The 16,912-nt window shown below is 64.7% G+C and carries 15 protein-coding genes; 4 read left to right on the top strand and 11 right to left on the bottom strand.

Annotation, left to right across the window (positions count from 1 at the left end; all coding sequences use genetic code 11):
* Positions 1-107: 107 nt before the first annotated feature.
* The 8 genes from yihA to L858_RS0113625 all read right to left on the bottom strand — a co-directional run bounded on the left by yihA (position 108) and on the right by L858_RS0113625 (position 8,715).
* Complete coding sequence (yihA, locus tag L858_RS0113655) at positions 108-791, bottom strand: ribosome biogenesis GTP-binding protein YihA/YsxC (protein WP_022683713.1); 684 nt, start codon at positions 789-791, stop codon at positions 108-110.
* Positions 792-837: 46 nt separating this feature from the next.
* Complete coding sequence (yidC, locus tag L858_RS0113650) at positions 838-2,541, bottom strand: membrane protein insertase YidC (RefSeq protein ID WP_022683712.1); 1,704 nt, start codon at positions 2,539-2,541, stop codon at positions 838-840.
* A 36-nt stretch (positions 2,542-2,577) separates the two neighbouring features.
* Complete coding sequence (yidD, locus tag L858_RS21310) at positions 2,578-2,790, bottom strand: membrane protein insertion efficiency factor YidD (protein ID WP_081643359.1); 213 nt, start codon at positions 2,788-2,790, stop codon at positions 2,578-2,580.
* Positions 2,787-3,293 carry a ribonuclease P protein component gene (gene rnpA, locus L858_RS20175; protein ID WP_420801833.1) on the bottom strand — a complete coding sequence of 169 codons (507 nt, stop codon included), beginning with the start codon at positions 3,291-3,293 and terminating at the stop codon, positions 2,787-2,789. The genes yidD and rnpA overlap by 4 nt, the downstream gene beginning before the upstream one ends.
* 32 nt (positions 3,294-3,325) lie before the next feature.
* Complete coding sequence (gene rpmH / locus L858_RS0113640) at positions 3,326-3,460, bottom strand: 50S ribosomal protein L34 (protein ID WP_007683189.1); 135 nt, start codon at positions 3,458-3,460, stop codon at positions 3,326-3,328.
* Between the two features lie 281 nt (positions 3,461-3,741).
* A complete protein-coding gene (locus tag L858_RS0113635) occupies positions 3,742-4,455 on the bottom strand; it encodes a DsbA family protein (protein WP_028056124.1) in 714 nt (237 codons plus the stop codon).
* Positions 4,456-4,505: 50 nt separating this feature from the next.
* Positions 4,506-5,858, bottom strand: a complete 1,353-nt coding sequence (locus L858_RS0113630) for a M48 family metalloprotease (RefSeq protein WP_022683709.1) — start codon at positions 5,856-5,858, stop codon at positions 4,506-4,508.
* 145 nt (positions 5,859-6,003) lie between these two features.
* On the bottom strand, positions 6,004-8,715 hold the full coding sequence (locus L858_RS0113625; RefSeq protein WP_037504778.1) for an Rne/Rng family ribonuclease: 2,712 nt from the start codon (positions 8,713-8,715) through the stop codon (positions 6,004-6,006).
* A gap of 433 nt (positions 8,716-9,148) precedes the next feature.
* Here L858_RS0113625 and L858_RS20170 point away from each other — a divergent pair, with 433 nt between their 5' ends.
* The 4 genes from L858_RS20170 (at position 9,149) to L858_RS0113605 (ending at position 14,676) form a co-directional block, all read left to right on the top strand.
* Positions 9,149-10,078 (top strand): N-acetylmuramoyl-L-alanine amidase family protein, encoded by a 930-nt coding sequence (locus L858_RS20170; protein ID WP_022683707.1) that lies wholly within the window; start codon positions 9,149-9,151, stop codon positions 10,076-10,078.
* 59 nt (positions 10,079-10,137) lie between these two features.
* Positions 10,138-12,675 carry a penicillin-binding protein 1A gene (locus tag L858_RS0113615; RefSeq protein WP_022683706.1) on the top strand — a complete coding sequence of 846 codons (2,538 nt, stop codon included), beginning with the start codon at positions 10,138-10,140 and terminating at the stop codon, positions 12,673-12,675.
* Between the two features lie 154 nt (positions 12,676-12,829).
* On the top strand, positions 12,830-13,957 hold the full coding sequence (gene prfB / locus L858_RS0113610) for a peptide chain release factor 2 (RefSeq protein WP_022683705.1): 1,128 nt from the start codon (positions 12,830-12,832) through the stop codon (positions 13,955-13,957).
* Entirely contained in the window at positions 13,957-14,676 is a 720-nt protein-coding gene (locus L858_RS0113605; RefSeq protein WP_022683704.1) for a class I SAM-dependent methyltransferase, read from the top strand. Before prfB ends, L858_RS0113605 begins: the two co-directional genes overlap by 1 nt.
* Positions 14,677-14,689: 13 nt before the next feature.
* Here the strand turns inward: L858_RS0113605 and L858_RS22000 are convergent, their stop codons facing one another.
* The 3 genes from L858_RS22000 to L858_RS0113590 are packed head-to-tail and all read right to left on the bottom strand — an operon-like array spanning position 14,690 to position 16,832.
* A complete protein-coding gene (locus L858_RS22000; protein ID WP_022683703.1) occupies positions 14,690-14,845 on the bottom strand; it encodes a hypothetical protein in 156 nt (51 codons plus the stop codon).
* 18 nt (positions 14,846-14,863) lie between these two features.
* Complete coding sequence (locus L858_RS0113595) at positions 14,864-15,574, bottom strand: hypothetical protein (RefSeq protein ID WP_028056123.1); 711 nt, start codon at positions 15,572-15,574, stop codon at positions 14,864-14,866.
* Between the two features lie 40 nt (positions 15,575-15,614).
* Positions 15,615-16,832 carry a toxic anion resistance protein gene (locus tag L858_RS0113590; RefSeq protein WP_022683701.1) on the bottom strand — a complete coding sequence of 406 codons (1,218 nt, stop codon included), beginning with the start codon at positions 16,830-16,832 and terminating at the stop codon, positions 15,615-15,617.
* Positions 16,833-16,912 lie beyond the last annotated feature (80 nt).

Raw genomic sequence — 16,912 nt, 5'->3', positions numbered from 1 at the left:
TGACATGCCTCAAAAGCCGGAGAGACTGACCGCTTCGATCGCCACCCAAGGCTTGGCCCCAGGGTGATGAACTTTGGCTCGCAGCGAAAAACCGGTTCGTATCGCCCTCAACCTAGCGTGACACTCTCCAGCACCGCCGCGCGCAACTCGGGGAGGCCCATGCCCTTCTCGCTCGAGGTGGGAATGATCTCCGGATGCGCGGCTGGACGCTTGCGAATCGCCTCGGCGGTTGCCTGCTGGACTTCGGCAAGATGGCTTGCCTTCACCTTGTCCGCCTTGGTGAGGACGATGCGATAGCTGACCGCGGCGGCATCCAGCATGTCGAGCATGTCGATGTCGACGTCCTTGATGCCGTGCCGACAGTCTATCAACACCAGCGCCCGCTTGAGGTTGGCCCGCCCGCGCAGATAGTCGTTCACCAGGAAGCGCCACTTGCGCACCATGTCCTTGGGCGCCTTGGCATAGCCATAGCCAGGCATGTCGACGAGCCGGAAGCGCAGCGGGTCGCCGACGTCGAAGAAGTTCAGCTCCTGCGTCCGTCCCGGCGTGTTGGACGTGCGTGCCAAGCCGTTCCGGTTCGTGAGCGCGTTCAGCAACGACGATTTGCCGACATTAGACCGGCCCGCGAAGGCGACCTCATTGACCGCCATGTCAGGCAGGAATTTGAGGTCGGGCGCGGACTTGAGGAAGGCGATCGGCCCGGCGAAGGCCCTGCGCGCCTCCTCGATCAGTTCGGCTTGTTGCTGCTCGTCCACATTACATCCGTTCGGTTCGAGCCTGTCGAGAACCATGCGCGCCGTTCTCGACAAGCTCGAACCGAACGGGCGCTGGACGACCCTATTTCGCTACCGCGGTGTTCAACTGCGGGTGGCGGCGGTACAGCCACCACTGCTGCAGCATCGAGAGGCAATTGTTGGTGATCCAGTAGACCAGCAGGCCTGCTGCGAAGGGCGCCATGATGAACATCATCATCCACGGCATGATCGCGAACACCTGCTGTTGCATCGGGTCCATCTGCGCCGGGTTCAGCTTGAACTGGAAGTACATGGAGATGCCCAGCAGCAGCGCCAGCACGCCGATCGCCAGGAAGGAGGGCGGCGTGAAGGGCAGCAGACCAAACAGGTTGAGGATATGCAGCGGATCGGGTGCGGACAAATCCTTGATCCACAGCACGAAGGGCTGGTGCCGCATTTCGATCGTCAGCTGCAGCACCTTGTACAGGGCGAAGAAGATCGGGATCTGGATGAAGATCGGCAGGCAGCCGGCGAGCGGGTTCACCTTCTCGCGCTTGTAAAGCTCCATCATCTCCTGCTGGAGCTTCTGCTTGTCGTCCTTATGCTTTTCCTGCAGCGCCTTCATCTTGGGCTGTACCGCGCGCATCGCCGCCATGCTGGCGAACTGGCGCTGGGCGACCGGGAACATCAGCCCGCGCACCACGAAGGTCAGGCAGATGATCGCCACGCCGAAATTGCCCAGCGTCTCGAACAGCCAGTGCAGCAGCGCGAAGATCGGCTTTTCGAACCAGTAGAACCAGCCCCAGTCGATCGCCCGGTCGAACAGCGGAACGCCTGCATCCTGATAGGCTTCCAGCGTCTTCACTTCCTTGGCGCCGACAAACAGGCGGGCGGTCTGCGTGATCGCCTTGCCGGGCGCGAGCATGGTCGGCTCCAGCGCATAATCGGCCTGATATTGGGTCCCGGCGCCCTTGCGGAACTGGCCGGTAAAAGCAGACTTCTGATCCGGGATCATGGCCGACAGCCAATATTTGTCGGTGAACCCCAGCCAGCCGCCAGTCGACTGGAAGCCCTGGGTTGCCGGACCCTTGGCCAAATCCTTGTAGTTCACGTCGTAATTGGCGGCGCCGTTGAACACGCCCATGGGGCCGACGTGAATGGTCCAGGTGTCGGGATCGGCCGAAGGATGCGCCCGGCTGATATAGCCATAGGGCTTCACGCCCACCGCGCCGGTGCCGCTGTTCGACACCTTCTGTTGCGCGGTGATCATGTAATTTTCATCGACCGACAGGCGGATTTCAAAGGTCTGCCCCGCGCCGTTGTTCCAGCGCAGCGTGACCGGCGTGGTCGGCGTCAGTTCCTTGCCTTCGGCGGTCCAGACCGTGTTGTTGTCCGGCGTCTTCAGGCCTTCGCCCTGCCAGCCGAAACCGGCGAAATAAGCGTCCTTGGTGCCCGACGGGCTGTAGAGGCGGATCGAAGGCGAATCCTTCGCGATCGTCTCGCTATAGGTGGGCAGCACGATATCATCGATGCGCGCGCCCTTCAGGTTGATCGAGCCGGTGAGCTTGGGCGTGCGGATCGCGACGCGCGGGCTTTCCTTCAGCACCAGAGCGCGATCGCGGATAGCGGCGTTCTGGTCGGTCGTGGGATCGGCGCCGGGCTGCGCGACCGTCTTGGTCTTGCCGCCCTCGATCTTCGTCACGGGCGGGTTCGCGGCCGGGAAGAAATGTTTGGAGACATAGGGCCAGCCAAACAGGATCGCGGCGGTCAGGATCACCGCCAGAATGATATTCTTCTTGTCGTCCACGCGTATCGGCTCCGCCGTATCTGGAAATTCTGCTCTTCAGGGGACCGGGTCGTAGCCCGAACCGCCCCAAGGGTGGCATCGCATTAGCCGCTTCGTCGCCAGCCAGCTACCCTTGAGAGCGCCATATTTGCTGATCGCTTGAATCGCATATTGGGAGCAGGAGGGGGCATAGCGGCAGGAGGGCGGGAGAACGCGCGACGGGCCGAGTTGCCAGAAGCGCGCGATCAGGATGAGGAGGCGCCCAATCACGGCTTGTCCGACCCGTGTTCCTGCGAAGGGAGGAACCCGGTTCCGCCGTCGCTGGACATCTCACCATTCGCACCGGGCTCTCCCGAGCCAACGGTGTCCGCCGAGTGCCTTCTCGGGAGCAGGTTGCTCCTGGGGTTGGGCCGCGCGGATCTTCCCCGGGAAGGCGAACGCGCCTCACCCACCGGCCGGCTCATCACCTTGCGCAGCGCCTTCTCCAGCTCGGTGCGGAGCAGGCCGAAGTCGCGCTCGATGCCCTCTGCGCGGCCGATCAGCACATGGTCCGCACCAGCCACGCCATGGACCGGCAGCAACTCGCGCGCCAGAACGCGAAAGCGGCGCTTCATCCGGTTGCGGATGACAGCGCCGCCAATCTTTTTCGTGACCGTGATGCCGACACGCATCGCCGGATCGCCGTCACCACGCTCGCGCACCAGCAGGACGAAGCCCGGCATCGGCGCGCGCCGCCCACGATTCGCCGCCAGAAAATCGGCGCGCCGGGCCATGACCGCAGGCGCGCTGTTCAGCGGCGCGTCGTTCAGGCGCTGAGGCTCTTGCGGCCGCGGGCACGACGAGCACGCAGCACGTTGCGGCCGCCGGGGGTCGCCATGCGAGCGCGGAAACCGTGACGGCGCTTCCGAACCAGATTGCTCGGCTGATAGGTGCGCTTCATCGTTCATTCCTTAAATATACTAAGAATCGGACGTGACAAAAAAGGGCCGCCGGGCAGGCGGCCGCATGTCAGGGGGCGTCCGATAGGCAAAAGGGCTGGGCGAGTCAATGGCAGAAGCGGCTTTGACGACAGGCTGAACCGGCAAGGTAACGGGCATCGCCGAAATCGTCACCCTGGAGTTGATCCAAGGTGCGGCTGGTAGAGGGCGTCGCCTGGACAAGGAGGCGGGAGCGCGGGTCGAGCCCGGCGCGACGCGTGGGGAGAAGCTTGGCTTTTTGCCCCTACTTCTCCCGCGCCGCCGTCACTGCCGTCTTCAGCGCATCATAGCCGACAGCGCCGTTCAGCACCTGATTCCCGATCACGAACGTCGGGGTGCCGGTCGCCTGCAGCTTCTGCGCAAGGGCGATATTCGACTGAATCTCGCTATCATATTTCTTGTTGGCGATGGCCGCTTCCGCCGCCCTGGCATCGATCCCGACCTTGGCTGCCGCAGCCAGGATCGTATCATGCGTCACGCGCCCAGCGGCGTAGAGCGCGCGATGAAACGGCATATATTGGTTCTTCTCCGCCGCCAGCAGCGACACCTTGGCGGCGTCGATGCTGTCGTCGGACAGGATGGGCAGCTCGCGATAGACGATCTTCAGCCGCTTGTCCTCTCCCACCAGTCTGGCGAGGTCTGGAAGCGAGGCCCTGCAATAGCCGCAGGCATAGTCGAAGAATTCGACCACCGTCACATCGCCGTTCGCAGCGCCTTCCCATGCGCCGGCATAGGGTGTCTCGATCGCCGGCCGGCTGGAATCGATAGAGGTCGCAACGCGATTGGCCTGCAACTTCTCGACCGCCTGCGGGATGATCTCCGGATGGGCAAGGATATAGTCGTGTACGATCTTTTCGATCGCGGCCTTGTCGCTGACATCCACGCGGCCTGTGCTCTGGGTGCCCAGAGCGGCGCCAGCCGCGGTCGCGGCGATGAAGGCGAGAACGCCGATGGTCATCTGTACGGTCCTGTTGGAAAGCGCCGCGCGAAAGCCGGGCCGGGTTTCGGTCATCTCTTCTTCCGCTTCTGCTCGACGGCTGCACGTGAAACCATGGCGATATCCTGTGCGCGCAGATAGTCAACCGTGCCGGCTTTCAGCCCCTGCATGGCAGCGTCAGCGCTGCGCAGCGCCATCTCGTCCTGTCCCATGAGCGCATAACGTTCCGCCGTCGCCAGTGCCGCGCGGGGTGTGTCGCCGCGATGTTCATAGACGACGCCCAACTGATACCAGGCGAAGGGATTTTCGCGGTCGCGGGCGATCGCGTTTCGCAGCACCTGTTCCGCCTCGGCGAAATTGCCCTCATCCTCCGTCGCGATCAGGGCATGGCCGAGCAGCGTCGCGATCAGCGGCTGGTTGGTGGCACGCACCGCCTCGCGCAGCGGGGGAATGGCCTCGGCAGGCTTGCCGCTCTCCAGCAGAACCTGGCCCTTCAGCTCCAGAAAATAAGGGTCGTGCGGCGCCGACGCGAGCAGCGCGTCCACCTCATCCAGCGCCTTCTGCGGATAGGCGCTTTTGTGCCAGGCATAGGCGCGGGCATAATGGGCAGGGGCCGACTGGTCGCTTTCCGGATATTTGTTCAGCGTCTGGTTCGGTTCGGACACAAAGCCGTACAGTTTTGCCTTGATCCGCTCGAACCGGGCCTCCAGTTTCGGATCGACCGGTTTGTTCCAAGCCGGATCGACCGTATAGACTTCCCGCAAAACCTGGATGCGCTCGCCCGAAAGCGGGTGAGTGCGGCCATAGCTGTCATCCTGCGGTATGGCGAGGCGATATTCCTGATTTTGCAGCTTCTTGAAGAAGTCGAGGCTGCCCTTGCCCGATAATCCCGCCTTGCTGAGGTAGCGCGCACCGGCAAGGTCGGCTGAGCTTTCCTGCGCGCGGGAAAAGGCGAGGAACTTGCCCATCGCCGCCTGCTGGCCCATGCCCAAAATGCCCATGCCGGCCTCGGCGCCGCCTGCGGCTATGGCGGCGGCGCCCAGCACCAGGCTGAGCAGGGTGATGCCTGTAGCCGCCTTCATTCCCTCTGCGGAGCGGATGATGTGGCCGCCCTCGATATGGCCGAGCTCATGCGCGACCACGCCCTGTAGCTGGTTCACATTGTCGGCGGCGGCGATCAGGCCGCTATGCACCCACACATATTGCCCGCCAGCGACAAATGCGTTGATCTCCGGGTCGTTGAGGACCAGCACCTGGACATTGCGTGGCTCCATGCCGGCCGCTTGCACCAGCGGTCCCGACATTTCGGCCATGAAGGCCTCCGTCTCGGCGTCGCGCAGGATCTGCTGCGCCGCCACCGGACGTGCGAGCATCGCCAGCGACGCTGCGGCGATCGCGGCCATGCGAAGCCAGCGACCTTTCATGCCGCAGCCATCCGGGAGAGGTGAGAGAAGCGCATCGTGCAGACCGGGTGCGGCCAAGCGCATGAACTCGGGCTGAAGCGGGAACGCCGCCCGCCTGACCAGCGCACTGGAAAGGGGGCGGCGCTCCTCATGGCGTCAGCCGAAGTTACTGACCGAAGGTGCGCTGCCACCAACCGCGTCGCGGGGCGCCGCCTTCTTCTTCGGCCATGTCGGTTTCGGTGGCACCGTTTACGGTCGCCACTTCCGCTTCCGGCGAGGCGGTTTCGGCCGCTGCTTCGGGAGCAGGCGCAGCTTCCGCCGGAGCGGCATCAGCGGGAACGGCCTCTACTGCCGATTCAGCAGCTTCCACGGCTTTCTTCCGGCGGGTGCGTTTCGGCTTGGCCGGGACTTCATCGACAGCAGGCGCTGCTTCGGCGGCTTCCTCGACAGCGGGCTCCGCCTTCTTGCGGCGGGCGCGCTTGGGCTTGGCCGGGGCTTCCTCAGCCGGTGCTTCGGCAGCAGGCGCTTCCGCCGGAACCTTTACTTCCGTCTCGACGGCCTCGGCAGCAGGTGCGGCGGCTTCCTTCACCTTGCGCGCCCGGGGACGGCGGCGCGTCTTGGGCGCCTCCTCCTCGGACGACACTTCGGGCGTTGTCTCGGCAGCAGGTTCCGGAGCAGCAGTTTCCGCGTCAACGGCCTCCACCGCTTCATCGCTGGCGGCCGAGCCCTCAGTCAGGGCTTCCTCAGCCACGCCTTCGCCCGCCTCGCGGCGGCGGCGTCCGCCACGACGACCGCGCCGGCCGCGACGGCGGCCTTCGCCTTCGCCCTCGGCGACCGCCTCGACCGGAGCAGCCTCAGCCTCGGCATCGTCCTCGATTTCAGCCTCTTCGTCGCCGCCTTCGGCTTCGTCGCCAGCCTCGGCCTCATGCGCAGCCTCGGCATGCTGCTCGTCGCGCTGACCACCGCGGCGGCGGCGGCGGCGGCGGCGACGGCGGCCTTCGCGCTCTTCGCCACGATCGGCACGCTCTTCACGCGCGGCTTCGACTTCCTCGACCTCTTCCTCGTCCAGTTCCTCGACGATATCGAGATCGTCATCGTCCTCGACGAGCGGCGCATATTCGACGATCCGCTCCGGACGCGGACCGCTGGCTTCGACCGACATGCGCGCGCCTTCAACCTCGCCATCCGGCAGGATCGCGATGGTGACGCCATAGCGCTGCTCGATCTCGTCCAGCTCGCGGCGCTTGTTGTTGAGGACGTAGAAGGCGGCTTCCTGGCTCGCGCGCAGCGTGACCAGGTTGCCGCGACCGCGCGCGGCTTCCTCTTCCAGCATGCGCAGCGCGGAAAGGCCCGCCGACGAAGCTGTGCGGACAAGGCCCGTGCCTTCGCAATGCGGGCACTGGCGGGTCGAGGCTTCCAATACGCCGGTGCGCAGACGCTGGCGGCTCATTTCCATGAGGCCGAAGCCCGAAATGCGGCCGACCTGGATGCGGGCGCGATCGTCCTTCAGCGCCTCCTTCATCGCCTTTTCGACCTTACGGATGTTGGAGTTCATCTCCATGTCGATGAAGTCGATGACGACCAGGCCCGCCATGTCGCGCAGGCGCAGCTGGCGGGCGATTTCGCGCGCGGCCTCGAGATTGGTGGCGACGGCGGTCTGCTCGATGCCATGTTCGCGGGTGGAGCGGCCGGAGTTGATGTCGATCGACACCAGCGCCTCCGTCGGGTTGATCACCAGATAACCGCCGGACTTCAGCTGCACGACGGGATTGTACATCGCCGCCAACTGATCCTCGACGCCCGCGCGCTGGAACAGCGACACCGCGTCGGCATATTGCTGCACCCGCCGCGCATGGCTGGGCATCAACAGCTTCATGAAGTCCTTGGCGGCCTTGTAGCCATATTCGCCCTCGACGATGACCTCTTCGATATCCTTGTTATAGATATCGCGGATCGCCCGCTTGATGAGGTCGCTGTCATTGTGGATCAGCGCGGGAGCGGCGGACTTCAGCGTGTTTTCGCGAATTTCGTCCCACAGGCGGGCGAGATAGTCGAAGTCGCGCTTAATCTCCGGCTTGGTGCGTTGAAGACCGGCGGTGCGGACGATGCAGCCCATTGTGGAGGGCAGGTTCATCTCCGCGATGATCGACTTCAGCCGCTTGCGATCGGCCGCGTTGCTGATCTTGCGCGAAATCCCGCCGCCATGGCTGGTGTTGGGCATCAGCACGCAATAGCGGCCGGCGAGCGAGAGATAGGTGGTCAGCGCCGCGCCCTTGTTGCCGCGCTCTTCCTTGACGACCTGCACCAGCAGCACCTGGCGGCGCTTGATGACGTCCTGGATCTTGTAGCGACGACGCAGCGCCATGCGCTTGCGGCGCAGCTCGTCGGCGGCTTCGTCGCCCTTACCGCGACGGCCCCGGCCCCGGCCGTTGCCATTACCATTCTCGGCTGCTTCAGCGCCGTTGCCTTCGCCCTCATGCTCCTCATCGTCATGATGGTGCGTGGCCTCTACGACCTCCAGCCCGTCGTCGGATGCGCCATGCTCCTCGTCATCCTCGAAATCGGCGCGAAGGGCAGCCTCTTCCTCGGCGTGCTCGCGTTCTTCGCGCAGCAGCGCTTCGCGGTCCTCGCGGGGGATCTGATAATAGTCGGGATGGATTTCGCTGAAGGCGAGAAAGCCGTGGCGGTTGCCGCCGTAATCGACGAAAGCCGCCTGCAGCGACGGTTCTACGCGGGTAACCTTGGCGAGGTAGATATTACCCTTGAGCTGCTTGTGCTCGGCCGATTCGAAGTCGAACTCCTCGATCCGGTTACCTTTGACGACCGCGACCCGGGTTTCTTCCCGGTGGCGCGCATCGATCAGCATACGCATTGTCATTTAATAGTCTCCGGCGTGGGCGGCCAGCGGCGCTGGGCCGCGCTGCCACGCGATAGTAGGGGGGCGGCGCGAGTTGCTGCATCGCCCGGTTTTCAAGGAAAATGCTTGTGTCTGCTGCGTCGGCAGGGCCGGACATGGAGCCGGACACGACCAGCCACGCCGCATCGCCCGGTACCGGGCCCAGCGTGGGTTGGAAATCATGCCTCATGCAGCGTCAACCTGTTCGTGCATCTGGCTGGGCGAGATGCCGGCCGATGCCATCGTGAAAGCTCCTGAGATGAGCCAGGCCCAATATGGGCAAGGCTTTCAGGAATGTGAATGGGTAGCAGCCAAAAAGCGGAGGGGCAACGGCTCCGAGAAATATTGTTTCCCGTCAGGCAGGCGCCCTGAAATAGGGCTGGACGGGCGTAGCAGGCGCGTTGCAAAAGCGGCCATGCTCCAGTGTCTTGCGCTTGCAGGCATAGTCCTGCCCGGCGTTCCCGCACAACCCGACACTCCCGCGCTGATCAAAGCTGATCGGGCGGTGACGCATTTCGACCTGGCAGTTTATATGGCGCCCCGTCCGAGAAAGCGCCTGCACAGCATCACCGTGCCTATTCCGCCCGTCGCGCGTGGGGTTACCCTGCCGCGCGTCGAGGGCCCGCGCGACACATCGCGTCCGCTGGTGGTGATCGACGCCGGTCATGGCGGCCATGATCCGGGCGCCGTCAATGAAAAGGCGGGCGAGCGGGAAAAGGATGTGACCCTCGCCATCGCGGAGCAGGTCCGCGACCAGCTGCTCAAGTCCGGCCGCATCCGCGTGGCGCTCACGCGCGACGATGACCGCTTCCTCGTGCTGCAGGAACGTTACGGTATAGCGCGGCAACTCAATGCCGACCTGTTCATCTCGATCCACGCGGATTCGGCTGACAACGACCAGGCGCGGGGCGCGACCGTCTATACCCTGTCCGAAACCGCCTCCGACAGGGAGGCCGCTCGCCTGGCTGCGCGGGAAAACAAGGCGGACGTGTTGAATGGGGTCAATCTCGGCGGGCAATCAAGCGATGTGTCCTCGATCCTCATCGACCTGACGCAGCGGGAGTCGATGAATGTTTCCGTCAGCTTCGCGCGCCTGCTGCAGCGGGAAGCCGCGCCTTTTGTGCCTTTCCGCGCCGCCTATCACCGGTTCGCCTCACTCATGGTGCTGAAGGCGCCCGACACGCCATCGGTGCTGTTCGAGACAGGCTATATCTCCAACCCTGATGATGCCGCGTTCCTGGCATCGAAGGAAGGGCAGGCGAACATCGCCCGCGGCCTCGCGCGCGCCATTGAGGTGCATTTCGCGCGCCGTCTGGCCCTGCGCGGCGCTGGCGGGGGTGGCTGAATCGGCCTGTCGATCCGCACTGGCGCTGAAGCTCTTTTGTCCTTAGAGCCTGCGACATCATGGAAGAGGCTCGCCCCGAAAACGCCGCACCGTCCCTCGCCCACCGCCTGCGCCGTGGGAGCAGCAGCTTTCGGGAGCGCCTCGCGCCCCACTGGGACCGCCGCTGGTTCCGCTGGCTCGCCATCGGGATGGGTGGTTTCCTTGTCGCGATCTTCCTCTTCTGGCTGATCTTCGCGCGCGGGCTACCCGATGCGGCGACGCTGCTGGAATATGAGCCGCCGCTGCCCACCATCGTGCGCGACATCAACGGCCAGCCGGTGCACAGCTATGCGCGCGAACGCCGCGTCCAGCTGCAATATAGCGATTATCCGCCATTGCTGATCCGGGCCTATCTGGCGGCCGAGGACAAGACCTTCTTCGAGCATCATGGCGTAGATATCCCAGGCTTCGTTGGTGCGGTGTTCGACTATGCGACCAAGATCGGCTCGGGCCAGCGCGCGCGCGGCGGCTCCACCATCACGCAGCAGGTCGCCAAGAACCTGCTGATCGGTGACGAATATTCCCCCACGCGTAAGGTCAAGGAGATGATCCTGGCCTATCGCATGGAGAGCGTGCTGACGAAGCAGCAGATTCTGGAACTCTACCTCAACCAGATCTTCCTCGGTCGCAATGCGTATGGCGTGCAGGCCGCGGCCCGCGCTTATTTCGACAAGGACGTGGCGGACCTGAAGCTGCATGAGATGGCCTACATGGCGATCCTGCCCAAGGGGCCGGCCAATTACCGCCCCGAAAGCCCGACCGGCCATGAACGCGCGCTGGAACGCCGCAACTGGGCGCTCGGCGAGATGTACAAAAACGGTTGGATCACGCAGGCGCAGCGGGACGAGGCGATCGCCCAGCCGCTCGGCACCGTGGCCGCGCATGGCTCTGGCTTCGACGCGCGCGCCGGCGGCTATTATATGGAGGAGGTGCGTCGTCGCCTGATCCAGCTGTTCGGGGAAAAGGCGTCTGATGGGGCCAACAGCGTCTATGCAGGCGGCCTTTGGGTGCGCAGCCCCTATGACCCGAAGATGCAGGAGGGTACGGCCACGGCGCTCCGCAACGGCCTGCTGCGTTTCGACGCGGGCAAGGGCTGGTCTGGTCCCGTCGGCAAGATCGACATGGACCGCGGCTGGGAACGCGAACTGGCGGCGAGCTACATCAGCGTCGATTATGCCGGGTGGCGCGTCGCGGCAGTGATCAGCCGCAGTTCCTCCTCGGCGCAGATCGGCTTCTCCGACGGCACCACCGGCACGCTCCCGGCCGACGCTGCTCAGCTTCCCTATCGCAAGGCTGGCGGACCCGCCTTCGCCTCGATGAAGCCGGGCGATCTGATCGTCGTCGCGCGCAACGGCTCCAGCTGGGCGCTGCGCAACGTTCCCGAAGTGTCCGGCGGCATGGTGGTCGAACAGACGCATAGCGGCCGCATCCTCGCCATGCAGGGCGGGTTCGACAGTCGCTTGTCTTCCTATAACCGCGCGACGCAGGCGATGCGCCAGCCGGGTTCGACGATCAAGCCCTTCGTCTATGCCGCTGCGCTCGACAATGGCATGACCCCCGCCTCGATCATCGTCGATGGCCCGTTGTGCGTCTATCAGGGCGCGGGGCTCGGGCAAAAATGCTTCCGTAACTTCACCGGCGGCAGCGCCGGGCCGCAGACCATGCGTTGGGGCGTAGAGCAATCGCGCAACCTGATGACGGTGCGCGCCGCGTCGCAGACCGGCATGGAACGTGTCGTCCGCACGATCAAGGCGATGGGCATCGGCGATTACCAGCCCTATCTCTCCTTCGCGCTGGGGGCCGGCGAAACCACAGTCGAGCGCATGGTGAACGCCTATGCCATGCTGGCCAATCAGGGGCGCCAGCTTAGCCCCAAGGTCATGGACTATGTGCAGGACCGCCGCGGCAAGGTGATCTGGCCGCACCGCTGGCGCGCCTGTGACGGCTGCAACATGGCGAACTGGGACGGCAAGCCCATGCCGCGCTTCGGCTTCGAGGGACGGCAGGTGATGAACCCGATGACCGCCTATCAGGTCGTCCACATCGCAGAAGGCGTGATCCAGCGCGGCACCGCGACCGTGCTCGCCGACCTCAAGCGCCCGCTGTTCGGCAAGACTGGCACCACCAACGGCCCGACCAATGTCTGGTTCGTCGGCGGTTCGCCCGACCTCGTCGCAGGCGTCTATGTCGGCTATGACCAGCCGCGCAGCCTGGGCGGCTGGGCGCAGGGCGGCCGCGTCGCCGCGCCGATCTGGAAGGCGGCCATGGCGCCGGTGCTGGAAACCATGCCCAAGACGCCCTTCGTCGCCCCGGCCGGTATCCGCATGGTTACGATCGACCGCCGCTCGGGCAAGCGCGTCTATGGCGTATGGCCGACCGACGAGCCCAAGCCCGCCGTGATATGGGAAGCCTTCAAGCCGGAAAGCGAGCCGCGCCGCTCGATCCGCAAGGAAGAAGTCGCCGCGCAGGAAAAGGCCGCCGCCCGGGCCGACGCGGTCATCCAGCGGCGCCAGCGCAGCGACAGCGACTTCCTGCAGGACCAGGGCGGGATATACTGAAGGGGCGGAGTTCGCGCGCGCGCTTCGGCAGGCCAGGGTGAACGGATGTGGCGAGGAGGACGGGAGGATTGAACCTTTCCAAATTCGCCGCCCTCGGATAGGGGCAGCGTTTAGCGCGTTTCACGCAGCGCCCCGAATTTTCTGGAGAGTTCCCATGCGCGCCGAAGCGCAGCAATATATCGACCGTATCGATGCCGCGCTGGACCTGCTGCGCCGCTTCCTCGACTGGGATCGCGCCCTTCGCCGGCTTGATGAGCTGAATGCCCGCGTCGAGGATCCGACGCTCTGGGAAAATCAGAAACAAGCCCAGGAAGTGATGCGCGAGCGCACCCGGCTGGACGCCGCGATTGGCGCCACCCGCGCGATCGACACGGAAAAGACCGATACGGCCGAACTCATCGAAATGGCCGAGGCCGAGGGCGATGAGGACATGGTCACCGAAGCCATCGCCTCCCTGAAGGCGCTTGCGGATCGCGCTGATGAGGACAAGATCAAGGCGTTGCTCGCTGGCGAGGCCGACGCCAGCGACACCTATCTGGAAATCCACGCAGGCGCGGGCGGCACCGAAAGCCAGGACTGGGCGGAGATGCTGAGCCGCATGTATCGCCGCTGGGCCGAACGGCGCGGCTACAAGGTGGAACTGGTCGATTATCAGGCAGGCGATCAGGCGGGCATCAAGTCGGCGACCTTCCTGTTCAAGGGCGAAAATGCCTATGGCTACGCCAAGACCGAGAGCGGCGTGCATCGCCTGGTCCGCATCAGCCCGTATGACAGTTCGGCGCGCCGCCACACCAGCTTTTCGTCCGTCTGGGTCTATCCGGTGATCGACGACAATATCGAGATCGAGGTCAATGAAAGCGATCTCAAGATCGACACCTATCGTGCCTCGGGCGCGGGCGGGCAGCACGTCAACACGACCGACTCTGCCGTCCGCATCACCCACGTTCCCTCGGGCATCATCGTCGCCAGCCAGAATGACCGATCGCAGCACAAGAACCGCGCGACGGCGATGAACATGCTGAAGGCGCGCCTCTATGAAGCGGAACTGCGGCGCCGCGAGGAGGCGGCGTCCGGCGAATATCAGGCCAAGACCGAAATCGGCTGGGGCCACCAGATCCGGTCTTACGTCCTTCAACCCTATCAGCTGGTGAAGGACCTGCGCACCGGCGTCACCTCCACCTCGCCCGACGATGTGCTGGACGGCGCGCTCGATCCGTTCATGGCGGCCGCGCTCAGCCAGAAGGTGACGGGCGAAAAGGTCGATGTGGAGGATGTCGACTGATGCAGCTTCGGGGGCTGGCGGGCTGCTTGCTCCTGCTGGCGGGCTGCGGCCCCTTCGCGTCGGACAAGGACCATGACCGCCCAGCGGCGGCCCGCGCCTTCCCGCGCGCCGACCGTCCCGTTGCCCCGATCGTCTCCACCCGCTGGTCGAGCGAGGAGGCGCGCGACCGCCTTAACGAGGCGGAAGATATCATGGATCGCGCCGGCATCCGGCCAGGCATGACCGTGGCCGACATCGGGGCGGGCGAAGGCTATTATACCGTCCGGCTGGCAAACCGCGTCGGTCCCAAGGGCCGTGTCCTTGCCGAAGACATCATGCCCGAGGTGATAGAGGCGCTGTCCCGCCGCATCACGCGAGAGGATTGGGGCAATGTCAGCGTCAAGCTGGGCGCGCCCGAGGATCCGAGGCTGCCGGAAAACAGCTTCGACCGCATCTTCATGGTCCATATGTATCATGAGATCGCCGAGCCCTACGCCTTCCTCTGGAACCTCAGCCCCGCGCTCAAGCCCGACGGCGAACTGATCGTGGTCGATGCGAACCGGCCCACGGTCCAGCATGGCACGCCGCCGCGCCTGCTCGCCTGCGAATTCGCGGCCATGGGCTTTCGCCTTGTTGAACTGGTGCCAAAGCCGACCGCCGGCGGCTATATCGCGCGCTTCCGCCGCAGCACCGCGCGGCCCGATCCGCGCTCTGTCATTCCTTGCGCGATGCGGTCCTGATTTTCCGGCCTGATCAGCTCTTGCGCCGCCACCGCCGGAACAGCGAGGCGCCGACCAGCCCGCCTCCCACCACCGCCGCGATCGCGCCGCCAGCCGATGCGAGCGCCCATGCGCCGGCCGCGAGCAGCCCGGTCAGGAAATCGACGATGATCAAGGTCAGGTGGATCATGGGGACGGAAATCGGGCGCTACTGCCCAAGTTCCTTTGCTTCCTGATATTTAAGCTCGAGAAAGCGGTTCTGGACCGCCAGCTTGTCGAGGTCGCCGCTCGCCAGCGTCTCGCTCATCCGCGACAATTCCGAATCGATTACCCCAAGTCCCTCGACCAGCTGCTTTTCCGGCACGCGCCCGTTGCGCTCCTCGCGCCGCAGCGGCTCGGGGATGGACTGATATCCGGTCACCAGTTCCGGCAGATGATCGGACAGCAGCTTGCGGATTTCCTGCGCCGCCGGCTCCTGCTCACCCAAGCGCTCCAACTGGGGGGCAAGCGCCTCCAGCTTCACGCCGATGCTGTCGACTAGCGTGACGGCCGGCGCGGGCAGGGCCTTGCGCTGATTTTCGAGCCAGATTTCGGTCTGCAGCGGCAGGGCTTTCAATTCGCTGTCCGCCAGCGCTTCGGGCCTCACGCGTCTTTCCGCAGGCAGCACCGCGATCAGCAGCAGCGCTGCCAGCGCCACGCCCAGCGCGATCATGACACCGCTCGTGCCAAGGGGCGTCACGAACCCGGCGACCGCGCTGCCGATCAGCACGGCCAGCACCGCCCAGAACGCATATTTGGCCTTTCGCATCATCGCTGCGTTGCGTCTTTGCCGCGCGCGAGCGGATAGGCTCTGCCGCCGCTCGCTGTGGCGGCGCAGTACCGCTTCGGCATCAGCCAGCACGCGGTCGGGGCGTGTCATGCCCATATCGCCCAAACCTGCTCAAGGACCGCGGTCATCCTCACCCCTCGACCGCGCTCAGCAGCGGGTTTTCCGCCCGCGCCTCGCTCGCCGCCTGCGCTTGCCCCTCGGCCCGCGCGATATAGCCCTTCGACTTTTCGACCTCGTTCGACAGCGTGTTCACCGTCGTCTTCATATTCTCCAGCGCCTTCAGCTTGAACGTGTCGATATTGTCCATCGTATCGTAGATATTCTGGAAGGCGCGCTGCAGCGTCTCGATCGGGATGGTGCTGGACGCCGCCTGCTCATGGATCTGCGCGGTCTGGTTCTTCAGCATCTCGCCGGTCGAATCGATCATGTTCGCGGTTGTCGTGTTAAGAGCCGTGATCTGTTCCAGCACCAGCCGTTGCCCGGCGAGCGCCTGCGCCACGGTGACGGCGGTGCGCAGCGCCGCGACCGTGGTGGTGCTGGCGCGGTCGACGCCCTTCACCAGTTCGACATTATTTTTCTTGACCAGATCGAGCGCAAGATAGCCCTGCACCGTCACCGCCATTTGCGTTAGCAGGTCCTGGGTGCGCTGGCGGATGTAGAAGAGGGCGCTTTCCCGGATCGCCTTCGCCTTGGCAGGGTCGGTCGAATCCAGTTCCAACGCCTTCGCCTCCAGCCGGGAGTCCAGCGTCTTCGAGATGTGGATCATCTGTTCAAGGCGCCCCATCGTCGCCCACATATTCTGCCGCTCGACATCGATCGCGGCATTGTCCTTGATGAGGACGTCCTTGCCGCTGGCGAGGCTGCCGAGGATCGAATTGATATGGCCCTGCGCGCTCTTATAGCCGTCGAAATAGTCGCGCATCCGGTTGCCGAAGGGGATGATGCCGAACAGCTTCTTGGGCGTCAGCAGATTGCCGCGCTTGCCCGGATCGAGGCCCTCCACCGTCCGACGCAGTTCGGCGAGATCGGCGCCGACCTTGTTGTCGCTGTCCATGGCGCGGACTGGTCGATCGAGGAAGCGGTTGCTATGGCTCGCCGCCTCCGCAATCTCCTTGCGCCCCATATTGGTGAGCTGGTCCACACGCGCGCCGAACTCAGGCGAATTGGCGTCCTGCGCGACGAGGTCGTCGATAAAGGCATCGACCTTCTCGTCGAGCTTCGACCGCTTGTCATCGTCAAGTGGCACCAGGCCCGCAGCTTTCTCCGGCGCAACCGCCGGCACCGGGTCGGGCGGGGTCAGGTTGAGCGTGTCGGCGGTCGTCGTGGTGGTCGGCGCGGTGCTGGCCATATCGTCTCCCGGTCGCGTGTCGGTGGGTCAAGCTGTTATATGTGGCTATGACACCAAAAGCGCAAGCGCATCGGGAACGG

The sequence above is a fragment of the Sphingobium bisphenolivorans genome (genome assembly GCF_000412635.1).
In the GTDB taxonomy this organism is placed as follows: domain Bacteria; phylum Pseudomonadota; class Alphaproteobacteria; order Sphingomonadales; family Sphingomonadaceae; genus Sphingobium; species Sphingobium bisphenolivorans.
This window is presented reverse-complemented; position numbering and strand designations above follow the sequence as displayed.